The following is a 14,302-nucleotide window of genomic DNA, read 5'->3' on the forward strand; positions in this document are numbered from 1 at the left end:
TGCATCTAAATAGCAAAGATGACCAATCCCAATTCACCCGCCACAGCCAGCTGGATCGCATTGTTTCGCGCGCAAAAACGTGCTCGCACTGCGATTGATAGCGCCCTGAACTCCGCTAACCTGCCCCCGCTTGAACAATACGACGTTCTTTGGGCACTGGAGCAGGCAATGCCACTTGGGTTACGACCCTACGAGTTGGAACAGGCCGTGCTCTTGCCTCAACACGGCATTTCGCGGCTGACCAGCCAGATGGTGAAACAGGACCTGTTGGTCCGCCTCCCCTGCCCCGATGATAAACGTGGGTTCCGGCTGGTGCCCTCGGACAGCGGACTGCTGCTGCGACAGCGCATGTGGCAGATCTATCAACCGGTAATCACCGATTTTTTTCAGGCAAAGCTTGCCCCGGATGAAGTCCAAGAGCTGATGCAACTGCTGTGTCGTACCGGTTAACGCCCGTGACTGCCGTCATATTGGTTGACCGGAGGGCTGATCCAATCCTTTAGCGTCCCAGCTTCCGGGGCAAACATTTCGACCAGGAGCGGATGACAGCTAGCAGTGTCGCTTGAGTGTTCAGAACTGCAATCCCCACCGGGACAGGCGCTCAGCGCGCCCAACAGGTCGATCTCAGCAAAAAACTCCAGATAGTCACCGGGACGAACCGGCGAAGCCTTCATGAAATACTGTCCTGTGTCGCGTGTAAAACCAGTGCACATGAACACATTTAGCACATCGTGCACATGTGGCTCCGCCTCTGCCAGAGAGACGCCCAGATGGTCAGCCAGTGCTCGGGTCAGGTTGGAATGGCAGCAATAGTGATACTGGTTCCCTGCCAACAGGTTTCCTGTGTATGGATCGCAACGCGTCCCAATCACATCGTGCACCGAACCACCAAAATCATCGATCCCATACCAGCCCAAGGTATCATGGATGATCGTTGCCATTGGTCGTAGGTAGGGAAAGCTGGTCCACATGCGCTCGCCTGTGGTGATGTGTGTACCGTGCAAGGCCCGCGACTTGCCTGAATAGAACCGCTCTGCCAGATCGTTTTTGTTCCACAGGTTCAAGTCCCCAACCTGAGGGCCTTCGACAGACGAAATGCGAAAAAAATGGCCTGCAGGCACTTCAAAACACGCGGCGTCGCGGGCTGGAACCAGCACCTCACCCGTTTTGACTGCCGTGCCTCGAGCCTTGCGATACGTCTCTAAATCCGCCACAGGCAGGCTGTCATTGGGATAGCAAATGACGGGCGGCACGGCACGGCGGGCAGACGCATCCGCGGGAGCGTCTGCAGAATTATAATTGGCAGTTTGGGGGGCAGGTTTATTCATGTCAAAGGCTCCATCTTACGCGCCCATCAACACCTGCCATGCATCCCAGTGCAAGCCCAATTGCATCAGCGGCAATACTCTTCGCCCGCTGGACCAAACACTTTCATTCGCGTCCGCACCAATCAGATATCTCCGGTTCGTTTGCAGCATTGGGCGTGGCGCCGCGTTTTACGCGGCGCCACGCCCAACGGAAGGAAGGCATTTTAATGTCAGACGACGGGCGGGAGCGTCTGGGCCTGCAGATCAGCAATCCACCATCAATGTTTTATTTGGACGGGTGCTACCAAAAACTAAAACTCAGACTCTCTGGGGCCAGGCATATCTCGTCGCTACAAGATTGCAGTGTTAGCGTAACTGCGTTTGCGCCCACTTTGATTGGTACGCTCAACTCTATCCTGCCCTCATAGAGCGCCAAGAGCGATGCCTCGTTAAACGACAGCGTCGTAATCAGTGGATCAGGATAGGCATCTGATCCAATATCAGTTCCATTGACCTCCAGCGTGGTCGGAATGAAATAGGCCTCCAGCGGTTCATGTGCATTGATATGCCAGCCCTCCGCTATCTCGATGTTCAAGTTTAGCAGCCCCTCACCTCGGTCAATCACAGTCGAAACCAGCACCGCACCATTGGCGATGGCACGAACGGGTCCAACATCCCCACGGTTTTGTGCATCCACGGCCGCTATCGCTGCTATCCGTCGCACTGGTGCCGCTAGTGCCTGCCCCGATAGAATGTCTGTCAGCGCATCTGCTTGTTGGCTAAAAAACACATCCGAACTGCGTCGTGCCAAAGCGCTCAACAACAACTGTACCTGCGCACTCCCTGACGGCAACACGCCATCATCCAGCTGGATATAGTCGCCCAATCCCTGCGCCTCACTATTCATTTGGAACAGACCATCGCTCTGCTGAAAATGCTCTACCAGATAGTGCCCGATGCGCTCCGCCTCGGCCAGCCAATTGCCTGCCGGGTCAGCATCGGCCAAAGCCACCAAAGCTCGCCCAAATCCAGCATAGTCCGGCAATTGCGCGTCGATACTGGCGATACCACCGGTATTCACCCGGTAATAGCCTTCGCCATTGCGCATTTTGGCCAGGATAAATCGCGCAGACGACTGTGCCGCAGTCAGATATTCAGGTCGATCAAAGGCTCGCGCCGCCTGCACCAATGTGACAATCATCTCCGCATTCCAGCTTAGCAGGATTTTATCATCCCGGCGGGGCTTGGGTCGGAGCATGCGGGCTTGGCGCAGCAGTTCAAGCCCTGTATCCAGCCGCTCAACATCCACCTCTTCGCCACTCAATTGCAGCGTACTGGCTCCTTCAAAGTTACCGTCCTCTTCAACGGTTAAGGCGTCGATTAAAAACTCCGACTCTGCCCCAGCATGGGTGCGAACCTGAGCGGGCGTCCAGACGTAGAATACACCCTCTTCCAGCTCGCCGGTCGTTGTCAGGGAATCCGCATCCTCAGCCGCATAGAAACCGCCATCCGGCGCGGTCATATCTCGCAGCACATAATCAAACGCTCGTTGTGCTGCCCGGGCAAAACTTGGGTTCGGCTGCAAGCTATCTAATCGCAGCAGCACCCGGCCAATCAACGCCTGATTATACAACATCTTCTCAAAGTGAGGCACGGCCCATGCATTATCCACCGCGTAACGGTGAAACCCACCACCAACCTGGTCGTGCAGCCCACCATTGACCATCCCGGCAGCAGCTATCTGCACCACCTCCAACAGCTCAGCATCAGAGCTCCGTTCCGCCTGATCCAACAAAAACAGCAAGCTGCTTTCCTGCGGGAATTTAGGGGCTACCCCAAACCCACCATTAAAATCATCCATAGTTGCCAGAGATTGTTGGGCCAGCTGCGTGGCTATCTCAGCCGTCAGCGGATACGCCGCCGCCTTGCGGCCCAAATACTCGCGGACCACATTCCCAAGCGCCGTAGCGTTCTCTTCGATGTCAGGCCGATCATCGCGCCACATGGTGCTAAGCTGTTGTAAAATAGAAAGGAAGGTATCCGGTGGATAGTAGGTACCACCATAGAACGGCTGCGCCTCACTGGTCAGAAATACCGAGTTTGGCCAACCACCTCCACCGGTGACGGTCTGAGTAACCAGCATGAACTGTTCATCCAGATCAGGGCGTTCTTCCCGGTCGATTTTGATCGCCACAAAATGCTCGTTCAGAAACGCGCCAATCTCATCGTTTTCAAAACTTTCCTCTTCCATCACATGGCACCAGTGACACGACGCATAGCCGATGGATAAGAAAATTGGCTTACCCTCGGTCCGGGCCTTGTTCAGGGCTTCGGGTCCCCAGGGGTACCAATCCACCACGTTGTACAGATGTTGTTTCAGATAGGGCGAGGTTTGACCCACAAGGTGGTTGGCGGCCCGGTCCTGTGCAAGCACCGGGCTGGCCAACAGAAATAGCGCAACAATAATGGATTTCATGAAAAGCTCCTATTTCGAGCTGCCTAACATGTATGCGCCAGCCTCTTCCCTCACAAACCCGCGAGGAGAACGACCCATTGACAATGACCGGTCAAAATCACTGATTGGGTTGCTTTAGCGGTTCTGTTGGTCACCCAGGCATTCCCGGGGACTGTTCTCGCCAAGGTCACGTGCTCCGCAAAAGGCGCAGCGCCATTCGCCCACGCGCTTGTCTTGACGCCACCGGCAATTGCGGGTCAGCGTCGAGGTTTGGTGGCGCCACACAAAGTAGCCCAACACACCAGCCAACAAGAGAAGTAATAGAATGGGCATGATGCCTATCTAGCGGGTGATCTCAGACCTGAACAACAGCTTTTGCGCTGAATGTTGCAAGTCCCGCACAACACCGCTGATTATCTCACCTTAGGCCGCTGAGTAATACGGTACAAAAGGACTTCCCGGCCGGTCGTCTTTCGGCTGGTTCAACCTCTGCACCAGCTCTACTTGAGGCGTATAATAGGCCCAGGCTGCGTCCAAAATCTTCAGCGCTTCTTGCGCCTGTTTGCTGGGCAACTGCTTAACTGTCTGCATCTGATGTCTCCCGAGTAATAAGAGGACGTTCGCGCTTGCAGAAAAGATAGGCGCAGCCAACGTTGGTGACATCACATGTTATCGCAGTGTTGCTATGCAAATACCGCATGGCATCTATTGTTGGGCCAGGTTGAGAAGGCAAAATGCAAAACGCCACCCAATTCAGGGTGGCGTTGCAGTGCATGAATGTGTTGGACGCGTTACAGCGTGCGCTCCAGCATCATCTTTTTGATGTTGGCAATGGCTTCTGCCGGGTTCAAACCTTTGGGGCAGGTCTGAGTACAGTTCATGATGGTGTGACAGCGGTACAGCTTGAACGGATCTTCCAGCTCGTCCAGCCGCTCACCTGTTGCTTCATCGCGACTATCAATAATCCAGCGGTAGGCATGCAGCAGTGCGGCTGGCCCAAGGTAGCGGTCGCCATTCCACCAGTAAGATGGGCAAGAGGTTGAGCAACTGGCGCACATCACACATTCATACAGACCGTCCAGCTTCTTGCGGTCTTCGATGGTCTGCTTCCATTCCTTGGCAGGGCGATTGGTCTTGGTTTCCAACCAAGGCATGATGCTGGCGTGCTGAGCATAAAAATGCGTCAGATCCGGGATCAGGTCACGCACTACGGGCATATGCGGCAGCGGATAGATCTTCACATCACCCTTGATCTCATCCATGCCGTAAATGCAGGCCAGCGTGTTGATACCGTCGATATTCATCGCACAGGATCCACAGATACCCTCGCGGCAAGACCGGCGGAACGTCAGCGTCGGGTCAATCTCATTTTTGATCTTGATCAGCGCATCCAGCACCATCGGACCACAGGTGTCCATGTCCAGGAAATAAGTATCCACCCGCGGATTTGCGCCATCATCCGGAGACCAGCGGTAAATCTGGAATTTACGAATGTTGTTGCTTCCGCTGGGTTTCGGCCAGGTCTTTCCCGTAGTAATTTTTGAATTCTTCGGGAGTGCGAGTTCGACCATGATCTGTCTCCTTGCTTAGCCGCACACCAGCTGAGCCGTTACGGCACCTTGCTGACAGCAGTTCATTTCGTCGGATGCCGGCGCCAAATCTGTGACGACGCCGAGCGTGTGAATTCCACCTGCACCATGGCAAGTGGACTTTGTTCTTAAAGATGTGGAACTGGTGGCCACATTTCGGTCTGGGCACAAATCAGTCATTTCCTGACCTTTTCAGATTGAGAATTCGCCCCAGCGATCCGCGCCAATAACGCCGCATCACGGGGAAACAGCCGTTCCAGTCGATCAGTCAATGCTGTGTCATGAGCCGCCAACTGTAACACAGCGGCAAATTCCGGTTCTTCGGCCATCTGCTGCCAACGTCGGTTGGTCTGCAGTTTGTCCACACTATCGGCTTCTTTCTGAAAGGAAGAACCGCCGCCGTAGCGTTGCACCCGGCCCAGCGTATTGTCTCGCACAGGCAGATTGAGCTGGTTCAAAATCGCAGCCCGATAGCTCTCGTCTCGCATCCAGTCGTCATAGCAAATACAGGTATGTTGCAGCGTCTCAGCTTGCTCGACCTGTCGCAATACGCCGGAATAGATATCTATAGAGTGCAACAGGATCGCATTTCGGCGTAGCAGGCTGTAGCCCGTGTTGGCCTGCATCTTCTTCAGCAGTGACGCCGCCCAGTTCAAAAAACTGCGATAGATCAGCACATCGCCAGACAGAAGCGTTTCATCAAACGGTCCCGATACGGCGCGCTTAGGCGCAAACTCGGCAGTCGTGACATCTTCATAGGAAATCAACAACATCGCGCCATCACCGGCTGTTCCCGCAACCGATGCCAGATCCTTTTGCGCAATCTGGTGTGAAACCAGTTCACCATCTAGTTCAATGGCCCGGAAACTCTTGAGCGGATCTGTGGCGGGTTTGCAATTGTTCAGGAATACAGAACGCCCCGTTGTCGCATTCCGCTGCAACCAATTGGCAATTGCGTGGTTTCCCGAACGTCGCATCCCAAACATTCGCAGCGCCTGACCTGGCGCAAACCCCAGCCGTGCCCACTCGTTGGGTTGTTCTATCGCCCGGGCTCCCATCAGTTATCCCCCGAAAGAGAGGATCGAATGGTTGAGCCCCCCCGTAGGAACTCGATAGCTCGCTGTTGTTGAGCCGCAGTTAACTGCTTCCAGAGTTGCGTATCCCCTGGCATAAGGGGGTATTGTGTGGGTAAGTCAAAATTCCCGCTCACGGCATTTGCCTCGGGAACGGGCGCTCTGCTTGACTGCACTTGGGTATAGCTTGCACCACCACCAACTGCGATCAGACAGTCATTGTAGCGACTTTCATAGATGCCTTTGGAAATACCAGAACCAATTGCGGCTCCGATCGACGACGCCATCGCATTCCCACCAGAATAGCTCTGGTTCGCACTGGCTTGCCGTACACGCTGCATCCCTGCGTCTAAGTCATCGCGACATTCTTGCACTGTTGTCGGGGCAGGTCCCTGTTCTGCTGGGGCCGAGCATCCTGCGATGCCCGCCGCCAGACAGGAAACCAAAACGAACCGGCCCCTTACAATCATCAGAATGTCCGAGCCTTTGGCGCGATTTTCTTCAGGCTGATACCGCCCTGGTCTTCTGTGGTCAGCGGATCAACGACAACTGGACGTGGACTTAGATCAACCTTGGTCCCATCAACCCGGCTGATGGTGTGGACCCGCCAGTTTTCGTCGTCCCGTGTGGAATAGTCTTCATGCGCATGCGCACCACGGCTTTCCTTACGGGCTTCGGCACCATGGATGGTAGCCAAAGCGTTCGGCATCAGGTTGGTCAGCTCCAGCGTTTCCATCAGATCCGAGTTCCAAACCAGCGACCGGTCTGTGACTTTCAAGTCATCAAGTTTACCCGCAATAGCGGTCATCTTTTCGACGCCTTCGGTCAGTGTTTTCGAAGTCCGGAATACAGCAGCATCAGATTGCATGGTTTTCTGCATTTCAAGACGCAGCTCTGCGGTGGCGACATTCCCCTTGGCATGGCGCAGCGCATCAAAGCGATCAAACGCGGCATCAATCGAGGCCTGGTTCAGCACTGGGTTCGGCGCATCTGCATCCACCACTTTACCGGCCCGAATGGCCGAGGCACGGCCAAACACAACCAAGTCGATCAGCGAGTTCGACCCAAGACGGTTGGCACCATGCACCGAGGCACAGCCCGCTTCACCTACGGCCATCAAACCCGGCACAACAGCGTTGGTATCTTCAGCGGTGGGGTTCATCACCTCCCCCCAATAGTTGGTTGGAATACCACCCATGTTATAGTGCACCGTCGGGATCACCGGGATCGGTTCCTTGGTGACGTCGACACCAGCGAAGATCTTGGCCGACTCGGAAATACCCGGCAGGCGTTCTGCCAAAGCTTCTTGTGGCAAGTGTGACAGGTTCAGGTGAATGTGATCACCCTCGGTGCCAACACCGCGACCTTCGCGGATCTCCATCGTCATCGAACGCGATACGTAATCACGCGGGGCAAGGTCTTTGTACTGGGGCGCATAGCGCTCCATGAACCGTTCGCCTTCAGAGTTGGTGAGGTATCCACCTTCACCGCGTGCGCCCTCGGTGATCAGACAGCCTGATCCGTAGATGCCGGTTGGGTGGAACTGAACAAATTCCATATCCTGCAGCGCCAGACCCGCACGGGCCACCATGCCGCCACCGTCACCGGTGCAGGTGTGGGCCGAGGTGGCGCTGAAATAGGCGCGTCCATAACCGCCAGTGGCCAGAACAACCATCTTGGCGTTGAACACATGCATGGTGCCGTCGTCCAACTTCCAGCAGACAACACCCTGACACTGTCCATCTTCAGACATTATCAGGTCGATGGCGAAATATTCGACGTAGAATTCAGCGTTATTCTTCAGCGACTGACCATACAGCGTGTGCAGGATCGCGTGACCGGTCCGGTCCGCAGCTGCACAAGTTCGCTGCACCGCAGGGCCTTCACCAAATTCAGTGGTATGGCCACCAAATGGGCGCTGATAGATCTTGCCTTCTTCAGTCCGCGAGAAGGGAACTCCGTAATGTTCCAGCTCGTAAACCGCCTTAGGGGCTTCACGCGCTAGGTATTCCATCGCGTCTGTGTCACCCAGCCAGTCCGAACCTTTGACCGTGTCATACATATGCCACTGCCAGTTGTCCGGGCCCATGTTCGACAGCGAGGCCGCAATGCCCCCCTGTGCCGCAACGGTGTGCGAACGGGTTGGGAAAACTTTGGTCACACAAGCGGTGCGCAGACCTTGCTCTGCCATGCCCAGAGTCGCACGTAGCCCAGCGCCGCCGGCGCCAACCACTACTACATCATAGTCATGGGTTTCGTATTCGTAAGACGCCATTGGTCAGTGCTCCGATATCAAAGGGCGATGCGGGCGATGGCAAACAGGCCAGTCGCTGCGGCGGCGTAAGAGATGCAGATCATCACAATGATGGCGATTTTCTGTGCTAACCCGTGGACATAGTCCTCGATCATCACCTGTGCGCCATCTTTGAAGTGTTTAAAGGTAACGGCGATCGTCAGGGCCGCCACAATCGCCGGGAAGGGACGACCAAAATAGGCGATGACCTCGTCATGCTCTTCGCCCAGCATCGGGCCGAATGTGAAGACAAACAGCGGGATCAGGATCAGCAGCGCAACAGCGCTGACCTTCATGGCCCAGAAATGTGCGGTGCCGGACTTGGCGGATCCCAGCCCTACGGCGCGTTTACGGTCAGTAAGATGACGCATCTCGTCTCTCCTCTTACGCGATGACCAGAACGGTCAGAATAGTGAGAACAAACGAGCCGACAATGACCGCCCACCCCAGTTTGGTCGCGGTTTCCAGTTTAAGCCCATGCCCGGCATCCCAGATCAGGTGCCGCACGCCGGCCAGACTGTGATACCACAGCCCCCACAGCGACAGTAGCATGACCAGTTTCCCCAAGAACGAGGTCAGGATGCCATCAGCGATGGCGAAATACTCAGGCGAGGTTGCCGCAGCAAGAAACCACCAAACCACCAACAGCGCAGACACCAGCAATGCATTGCCAGTGATCCGTGTCAGGATCGAGGAGACCGAAGTCAGCTGTGGACGATAGATACTCAAATGAGGCGAAAGCGGGCGATTGCCCCGATTGACATCGGCCATGGTGGCTCCTTTGCGGTTGGCTGTCGGTGTTTTAGCGAATTTTTGCGCGCTGTCACCCGAAGGATTGGTAAACAGAGGCGGATATTTTGGCTGTTGGCGCTAAAATCCCACACTTGTGATCACAGCATTCCGAGACGTGATCACATTTTCCACGTCGCAGAGTTATTTCGCAGAATCAATCGACTTATTGCAAATCAAGGCAAATCACCTAAGTCAGCGGTCTGACGTGCAACTTCACGCAGCAGCTTCATGCGGATCCGGCTGGGATAATCGGCGAAGGTCGTCGCAGTTGCAACAAATGCGCCATCTCCCTGAATTACATTCTCATAATAATAGCTGGTTAAATCAGCATCGCTCTGTTCAATCGCCAATGCATTGACCATAACCTCTGCCTCGATCAGCTTCGGCCGCAGGTCGGCAGGATGGCGGCCTTCGTTAGAGGTGCCATCTCCAGACAGATCGATCACGCGCCGGGCGCAGTCTGAAACTGCATCAAATTGAGACAGTGCAAGATGCAGAGCCTCACCAATCGCTGTAGAGTAATTTCGCCAAGGACGCTCTACTTGCTCGATCCGGCTCACCAGTGCATCAAGCGCTGCAAAATCGCTAATTTCCACCCAGGGGATGCTCACCTCTTGCCGAGTAGTACCCGACCATTGCAACAGCAGAACTTTTGCCTGCCCCCGCACCAAAGCTTCTGCAACAACCCCATCGCGCAATCCTTCGGCCAGGCCATCCATCTGAATACGATATTCGTTGGTATCCACCGAACCTGAAATATCAACCGCCAGCACCAATGCCAAATCACAGGCAGCGCTGGCTACAGGTGCCGTTAGCAATGACGAGATAAAAAAGACGCGCGAAAAAAACATACCGCAACCCTAGCAAGTAAGTTGCCAAAATCCGATCACTTTTACGCCACTGCACGCCAGCCTGTCAGATCCGCTCTTCATCTAGCCTGAAATATCCCAGGGGTTTGGGGGCAGAGCCCCCAATCTTAAAGCGGCATCAAGGCCCAGTAATCCAGATCCAGCAGCACATGTGGCAAATATTTTCCATCTTCGCCCTTAATGGAAAATGGCTCCCCGCCAGCAGTCGCAACCAAGCGCAATCGAATGGCCCCAACACCGGGGGCAGATGTCTCTGCCTTATCCAGAACTTCAGACCAGGCCCGCACCGTCATCCCCGAAGTGCAGGGGTTGGCATGCGCGCCACCATTCAACCCAACAATCATCTGCGCATTGGCCAACCCGTTAAAAGACAGGGCCCGCGCCATGGAAATCACGTGTCCACCATAGATCAGGCGTGACCCATCAGGCCGCGCCGTGGTGTCGAAATGCACCTTGGCTGTGTTCTGCCACAGTCGCGTGGCCAGCATGTGCTCAGCTTCTTCGATAGTGACGCCATCCACATGATCAATTTTCTCGCCGACGGCATAATCGCCCCAGCGGTGCGTCTCTCCTGCCTGAGAAAAATCGTAGTTTGAAAAATCGAGGCCTTGAGGGATCACCAGTTGATCCACGCTCAGCACTTTGTTTAGCTCCGGGATCACTGGCGATGGTGCTGGCGCATCAAGATCCGATTTGCGCAGCATCACCCAACGCACATATTCCAGCACGGTCTCGTCCCGCTGGTTCACCCCGCGGGTACGTACCCAAACCACACCGGTCTTTCCATTTGAGTTCTGCTTGATCCCAATCACTTCGGACTCGGCCCGCAGGGTATCCCCTTCATAAACAGGCAACAGCCAGCGTCCTTCGGCATAGCCAAGGTTCGCAACCGCATTCAATGACACGTCGGGAACTGTCTTGCCAAACACCAAATGGAATGCCGCCAAATCATCGATTGGCGACTTTGGAAGACCAGACCGGCGGGCAAATTCATCCGAGGAATACAGCGCATGGCGTGCAGGATACAGCGCATGGTACAGCGCTCTCTCACCACCGGATACAGTGCGAGGCACTGCATGGCGCAGCACATCGCTAACGTTGTAATCTTCAAAAAAGCGTCCCGAATTTGTTTTCGCCGGACTGGTCTTAGTCATACTTAGTGGTCTCCCAATTTGGTGTCGGGGGTGTAGGTGCCCTCGACGTCTTTCACCACCGATTGCCCACACCGCATGATGCCCTTGACCGGGTCAAAGGTCTGGGTTGGACCGCCATACAGTTCCCAACCTTTGTTCAGCGCATCCGTAACCTTGTGGCAAAAGGCCGAAGTGTCGTCTTCACTCAGAAATCTATAGAGTTTCATAATCGTCTATCCTGGAAAGGGCGAAGGCCCGACAAGCCCGTGTACATAGCCAATCACGGCAAGCAGCACGATTGAGGCGACAAAGAACATACCGTCTTTGGCCAGTGATCCATTTTTGCGTGGAGACCAGTCCGGTTCAGCACGATTGATCACCACGACCTCCACTACACCCCAGATCAGCAAACCACCAAACAGCATGATCGACGCTTGGTCTCCATTGACCAGCAGATGAGCCAATGCCCACAGGCGAAATCCCATCAGCATTGGGTGCCGCACACGCGACAGCAACATGCCCTTGGTGCCTGCTGGGCTCATCGCCCAGATACCAATCAACACCAGCAGGTTGTTTACATGCACCAAGTAACTTGGCGGCACCCAAACGTTGATAAACGGTGCAGCCCGATAGCCGACAACCATCAGCACCACACTCGCCACCAATGCAAGCGCAACCAGCCCTTGCCCTTTTTTTCCTAACGAGGCACGTGCCTCGGGCATGATCCGTTTGAACAGATGTGCTCCAATCCAGAGCAGGATGCCTACGACCAGTAATGTCATTTCAGTTTCCCATTATGTTAACCGAGTTAACACCTAGGCGGAAACTGCGGCAATTGCATCCGCTTTCGCGATTATCTCGCGCGCGGTTGCAACGTGCAGGTTTTCGACGATCTTTCCGTCCACGACAGCAACCCCCTGCCCTGCGGCTTCAGCCTCGTCAAAGGCTACGATCTGGCGGCTGGCCAGGTCGATTTCCTCCGCCGAGGGCGCAAAAGCGGTATTGGCCACATCTACTTGCGCCGGGTGGATCAGTGTTTTGCCATCAAACCCCATATCACGACCCTGACTGCACTCTGCTGCCAACCCTTCAGCATCCTTGAACGCGTTGTAGACGCCGTCAACAATCACCAGTCCCTCGGCCTTGGCCGCCAGCAAACACAGACCCAGCCCTGCCATCATTGGCAAGCGGTCTGGGCGAAACCGTGTTTGCAGCTCTTTCGCCAAATCATTGGTGCCCATGACCATGCCCTGCAATTTTGGGTGCGCAGCAATGGCAGCAGCGTTTAGCATACCCCGTGGCGTTTCCATCATCGCCCACAACGGCACATCACCCGTGATCGCGGCCAGCGCATCCAAATCTGCCGGATCCGATACTTTGGGCAACAGAATTGCGTCACACCCCATTTGTGCGGCAGCCTTGGCATCGTCACTGCCCCATTGGGTATCCAGCCCATTGATCCGCACAATCCGCATTCGGGCGCCGTAGCCCCCTGCCGCCAAGGCCTGCGCCAGTGTCTCGCGTGCGGCCTCTTTTTCGCTGACAGACACGGCATCTTCCAAATCAAAGATGACCGCATCAACCGGCAGGACTTTGGCTTTTTCCAGCGCCCTAGATTTTGACCCGGGGATGTAAAGTACCGATCGAAAGGGGCGCGAGCGCGTGTCCATAGCATGTCTCCAGGTTGTAAAGTTGCGAAATCGGTAACGATTCGGTCACAAAATTACAAGAGAAAATTCGCCGCAACGCAGCATTAGATATTTTTTTGCCAGCGTTCCCAATGGCTAAGACCTTAAAAATATAGCCCGGACGCAATATTAAGACATTGTCAGCACATCTTTGACACACTTTGGAAGTCGGACCCACTTCCTTCCAGCCAGAACGGCGTAGATCGTGGTTTAGAATGGATCAATGGTCCGGCGTAACGTCAGAAACCGGCTCGCTACGGAACTATCGAGGGTAGTGCGTGATGAAGTTCACGTAGTTACAGGCCACACCGGAAAAAGGGTAAAACCCATGATGAAGACGATGATCAAATTGACCATGAGCCTCGGGCTCACTGTACTGGTTGCTCAGCAAGCGACCGCTCAACAGAACAGAAATTGCGCCCCGCGCGAAGCTGTCGTCGAACGGCTTGCCACCACTTACGGCGAAAGCCGCCAAAGCATCGGCCTAGGCGAACAGGGCATGGTGATCGAAACCTTTGCGTCAGATGATACTGGCACCTGGACGATCACAGTAACCACCCCCAATGGACTGACATGCCTGGTGGCATCCGGACAGTCATGGGAAGAATTGGCCGAAGCACTGCCCCCACAGGGCAACGACGCTTAACCGCCATTGTTGATGAACAGCGCGCGGGGTTCTGCTCGACCCCATGACCTATAGGTTGGTCTAACAGAAACCCCACGCGCCTGATGCCCCCGCACCCTCAGTCAAACCGGTGCGGGAAAGAAACGGCACAGTTAGCCGTGTCCGCCATCTTTACCTATTGCGGACCCATCACCATCGACGCCGTTGGTATGTCCAGGGCTGCCATTGTCATGGCCGTTTCTGCCACCACCGCCGTTGCCACTTCCCGAATTGCTCCCCGGTCCGGCTTTCGCGGATGACCGTCGCCAGCAGAGGCATTTCCGCCATGCACATTGCGCTGCCTCCAACGTTATCGCAGACATGACCTTCATTCGGAACGCAGTCTCTACCGGCAAAGGTCCACGCTGTAAGTGTTCCAAGAATACCAATGAAGTCTGCCCTCCCCATCCGGTTCCTGTCGCGTCATATCTTCGGCAAT

17 protein-coding genes are annotated in these 14,302 nt (G+C 55.1%); 3 read left to right on the top strand and 14 right to left on the bottom strand.

Going from position 1 to position 14,302, the window contains the following annotated elements:
- Nucleotides 1-18: 18 nt before the first annotated feature.
- Nucleotides 19-450, top strand: a complete 432-nt coding sequence (locus GO984_RS04445; RefSeq protein WP_157021368.1) for a MarR family winged helix-turn-helix transcriptional regulator — start codon at nt 19-21, stop codon at nt 448-450.
- On the opposite strand, the gene GO984_RS04450 is transcribed toward GO984_RS04445, so the two are convergent.
- The 14 genes from GO984_RS04450 to GO984_RS04515 all read right to left on the bottom strand — a co-directional run bounded on the left by GO984_RS04450 (nt 447) and on the right by GO984_RS04515 (nt 13,181).
- A complete protein-coding gene (locus GO984_RS04450) occupies nt 447-1,328 on the bottom strand; it encodes an urea carboxylase-associated family protein (protein WP_157021369.1) in 882 nt (293 codons plus the stop codon). The two genes, GO984_RS04445 and GO984_RS04450, sit on opposite strands and share 4 nt — an antisense overlap.
- Nucleotides 1,329-1,608: 280 nt before the next feature.
- The gene (locus GO984_RS04455; protein ID WP_157021370.1) at nt 1,609-3,783 is read right to left on the bottom strand and encodes a DUF255 domain-containing protein; all 2,175 of its coding nucleotides are present in this window, start codon (nt 3,781-3,783) and stop codon (nt 1,609-1,611) included.
- A 402-nt stretch (nt 3,784-4,185) separates the two neighbouring features.
- Entirely contained in the window at nt 4,186-4,353 is a 168-nt protein-coding gene (locus tag GO984_RS04460; protein WP_157021371.1) for a hypothetical protein, read from the bottom strand.
- Nucleotides 4,354-4,553: 200 nt separating this feature from the next.
- A complete protein-coding gene (locus tag GO984_RS04465; protein ID WP_138161439.1) occupies nt 4,554-5,333 on the bottom strand; it encodes a succinate dehydrogenase iron-sulfur subunit in 780 nt (259 codons plus the stop codon).
- A gap of 194 nt (nt 5,334-5,527) precedes the next feature.
- Nucleotides 5,528-6,409, bottom strand: a complete 882-nt coding sequence (locus GO984_RS04470) for a hypothetical protein (protein ID WP_157021372.1) — start codon at nt 6,407-6,409, stop codon at nt 5,528-5,530.
- Nucleotides 6,409-6,894 carry a hypothetical protein gene (locus tag GO984_RS04475; protein ID WP_157021373.1) on the bottom strand — a complete coding sequence of 162 codons (486 nt, stop codon included), beginning with the start codon at nt 6,892-6,894 and terminating at the stop codon, nt 6,409-6,411. The genes GO984_RS04470 and GO984_RS04475 overlap by 1 nt, the downstream gene beginning before the upstream one ends.
- Nucleotides 6,894-8,699 carry a succinate dehydrogenase flavoprotein subunit gene (gene sdhA / locus GO984_RS04480; RefSeq protein ID WP_157021374.1) on the bottom strand — a complete coding sequence of 602 codons (1,806 nt, stop codon included), beginning with the start codon at nt 8,697-8,699 and terminating at the stop codon, nt 6,894-6,896. The genes GO984_RS04475 and sdhA overlap by 1 nt, the downstream gene beginning before the upstream one ends.
- A 17-nt stretch (nt 8,700-8,716) precedes the next feature.
- Entirely contained in the window at nt 8,717-9,088 is a 372-nt protein-coding gene (gene sdhD, locus GO984_RS04485) for a succinate dehydrogenase, hydrophobic membrane anchor protein (RefSeq protein WP_138161435.1), read from the bottom strand.
- Nucleotides 9,089-9,101: 13 nt separating this feature from the next.
- Complete coding sequence (gene sdhC / locus GO984_RS04490; protein ID WP_157021375.1) at nt 9,102-9,488, bottom strand: succinate dehydrogenase, cytochrome b556 subunit; 387 nt, start codon at nt 9,486-9,488, stop codon at nt 9,102-9,104.
- A 194-nt stretch (nt 9,489-9,682) separates the two neighbouring features.
- Nucleotides 9,683-10,360: a DUF1194 domain-containing protein gene (locus GO984_RS04495; protein ID WP_157021376.1), complete on the bottom strand. Its 678-nt coding sequence runs from the start codon at nt 10,358-10,360 to the stop codon at nt 9,683-9,685.
- A 125-nt stretch (nt 10,361-10,485) separates the two neighbouring features.
- Nucleotides 10,486-11,532 (bottom strand): MaoC family dehydratase, encoded by a 1,047-nt coding sequence (locus GO984_RS04500; RefSeq protein ID WP_157021377.1) that lies wholly within the window; start codon nt 11,530-11,532, stop codon nt 10,486-10,488.
- Nucleotides 11,533-11,534: 2 nt separating this feature from the next.
- The gene (locus tag GO984_RS04505; protein ID WP_157021378.1) at nt 11,535-11,738 is read right to left on the bottom strand and encodes a DUF1737 domain-containing protein; all 204 of its coding nucleotides are present in this window, start codon (nt 11,736-11,738) and stop codon (nt 11,535-11,537) included.
- Nucleotides 11,739-11,744: 6 nt separating this feature from the next.
- On the bottom strand, nt 11,745-12,293 hold the full coding sequence (locus GO984_RS04510; protein WP_157021379.1) for an NnrU family protein: 549 nt from the start codon (nt 12,291-12,293) through the stop codon (nt 11,745-11,747).
- Nucleotides 12,294-12,326: 33 nt separating this feature from the next.
- Nucleotides 12,327-13,181, bottom strand: coding sequence for an HpcH/HpaI aldolase/citrate lyase family protein (locus GO984_RS04515; RefSeq protein WP_157021380.1), 855 nt, complete (start codon nt 13,179-13,181; stop codon nt 12,327-12,329).
- Between the two features lie 349 nt (nt 13,182-13,530).
- Between GO984_RS04515 and GO984_RS04520 the strand changes: the two genes are divergently transcribed.
- Both GO984_RS04520 and GO984_RS04525 read left to right on the top strand, forming a co-directional pair.
- Nucleotides 13,531-13,845, top strand: a complete 315-nt coding sequence (locus tag GO984_RS04520; protein ID WP_245231021.1) for a hypothetical protein — start codon at nt 13,531-13,533, stop codon at nt 13,843-13,845.
- Between the two features lie 137 nt (nt 13,846-13,982).
- Nucleotides 13,983-14,123, top strand: a complete 141-nt coding sequence (locus tag GO984_RS04525) for a hypothetical protein (protein ID WP_157021382.1) — start codon at nt 13,983-13,985, stop codon at nt 14,121-14,123.
- Nucleotides 14,124-14,302: the final 179 nt, after the last annotated feature.

Origin of the sequence: Parasedimentitalea huanghaiensis (assembly GCF_009753675.1) — a bacterium.
Classification (GTDB): Bacteria; Pseudomonadota; Alphaproteobacteria; order Rhodobacterales; family Rhodobacteraceae; genus Parasedimentitalea; species Parasedimentitalea huanghaiensis.

What these genes read in the sequence shown, in the direction of transcription:
- GO984_RS04460 (WP_157021371.1), bottom strand. Translation starts at nt 4,353, where the DNA reads ATGCAGACAGTTAAGCAGTTGCCCAGCAAACAGGCGCAAGAAGCGCTG.
- GO984_RS04470 (WP_157021372.1), bottom strand. Translation starts at nt 6,409, where the DNA reads ATGGGAGCCCGGGCGATAGAACAACCCAACGAGTGGGCACGGCTGGGG.
- GO984_RS04450 (WP_157021369.1), bottom strand. Translation starts at nt 1,328, where the DNA reads ATGAATAAACCTGCCCCCCAAACTGCCAATTATAATTCTGCAGACGCT.
- GO984_RS04520 (WP_245231021.1), top strand. Translation starts at nt 13,531, where the DNA reads ATGAAGACGATGATCAAATTGACCATGAGCCTCGGGCTCACTGTACTG.
- GO984_RS04445 (WP_157021368.1), top strand. Translation starts at nt 19, where the DNA reads ATGACCAATCCCAATTCACCCGCCACAGCCAGCTGGATCGCATTGTTT.
- GO984_RS04475 (WP_157021373.1), bottom strand. Translation starts at nt 6,894, where the DNA reads ATGATTGTAAGGGGCCGGTTCGTTTTGGTTTCCTGTCTGGCGGCGGGC.
- GO984_RS04515 (WP_157021380.1), bottom strand. Translation starts at nt 13,181, where the DNA reads ATGGACACGCGCTCGCGCCCCTTTCGATCGGTACTTTACATCCCCGGG.
- GO984_RS04495 (WP_157021376.1), bottom strand. Translation starts at nt 10,360, where the DNA reads ATGTTTTTTTCGCGCGTCTTTTTTATCTCGTCATTGCTAACGGCACCT.
- sdhD (WP_138161435.1), bottom strand. Translation starts at nt 9,088, where the DNA reads ATGCGTCATCTTACTGACCGTAAACGCGCCGTAGGGCTGGGATCCGCC.
- GO984_RS04505 (WP_157021378.1), bottom strand. Translation starts at nt 11,738, where the DNA reads ATGAAACTCTATAGATTTCTGAGTGAAGACGACACTTCGGCCTTTTGC.
- sdhA (WP_157021374.1), bottom strand. Translation starts at nt 8,699, where the DNA reads ATGGCGTCTTACGAATACGAAACCCATGACTATGATGTAGTAGTGGTT.
- GO984_RS04465 (WP_138161439.1), bottom strand. Translation starts at nt 5,333, where the DNA reads ATGGTCGAACTCGCACTCCCGAAGAATTCAAAAATTACTACGGGAAAG.
- GO984_RS04510 (WP_157021379.1), bottom strand. Translation starts at nt 12,293, where the DNA reads ATGACATTACTGGTCGTAGGCATCCTGCTCTGGATTGGAGCACATCTG.
- GO984_RS04500 (WP_157021377.1), bottom strand. Translation starts at nt 11,532, where the DNA reads ATGACTAAGACCAGTCCGGCGAAAACAAATTCGGGACGCTTTTTTGAA.
- sdhC (WP_157021375.1), bottom strand. Translation starts at nt 9,488, where the DNA reads ATGGCCGATGTCAATCGGGGCAATCGCCCGCTTTCGCCTCATTTGAGT.
- GO984_RS04455 (WP_157021370.1), bottom strand. Translation starts at nt 3,783, where the DNA reads ATGAAATCCATTATTGTTGCGCTATTTCTGTTGGCCAGCCCGGTGCTT.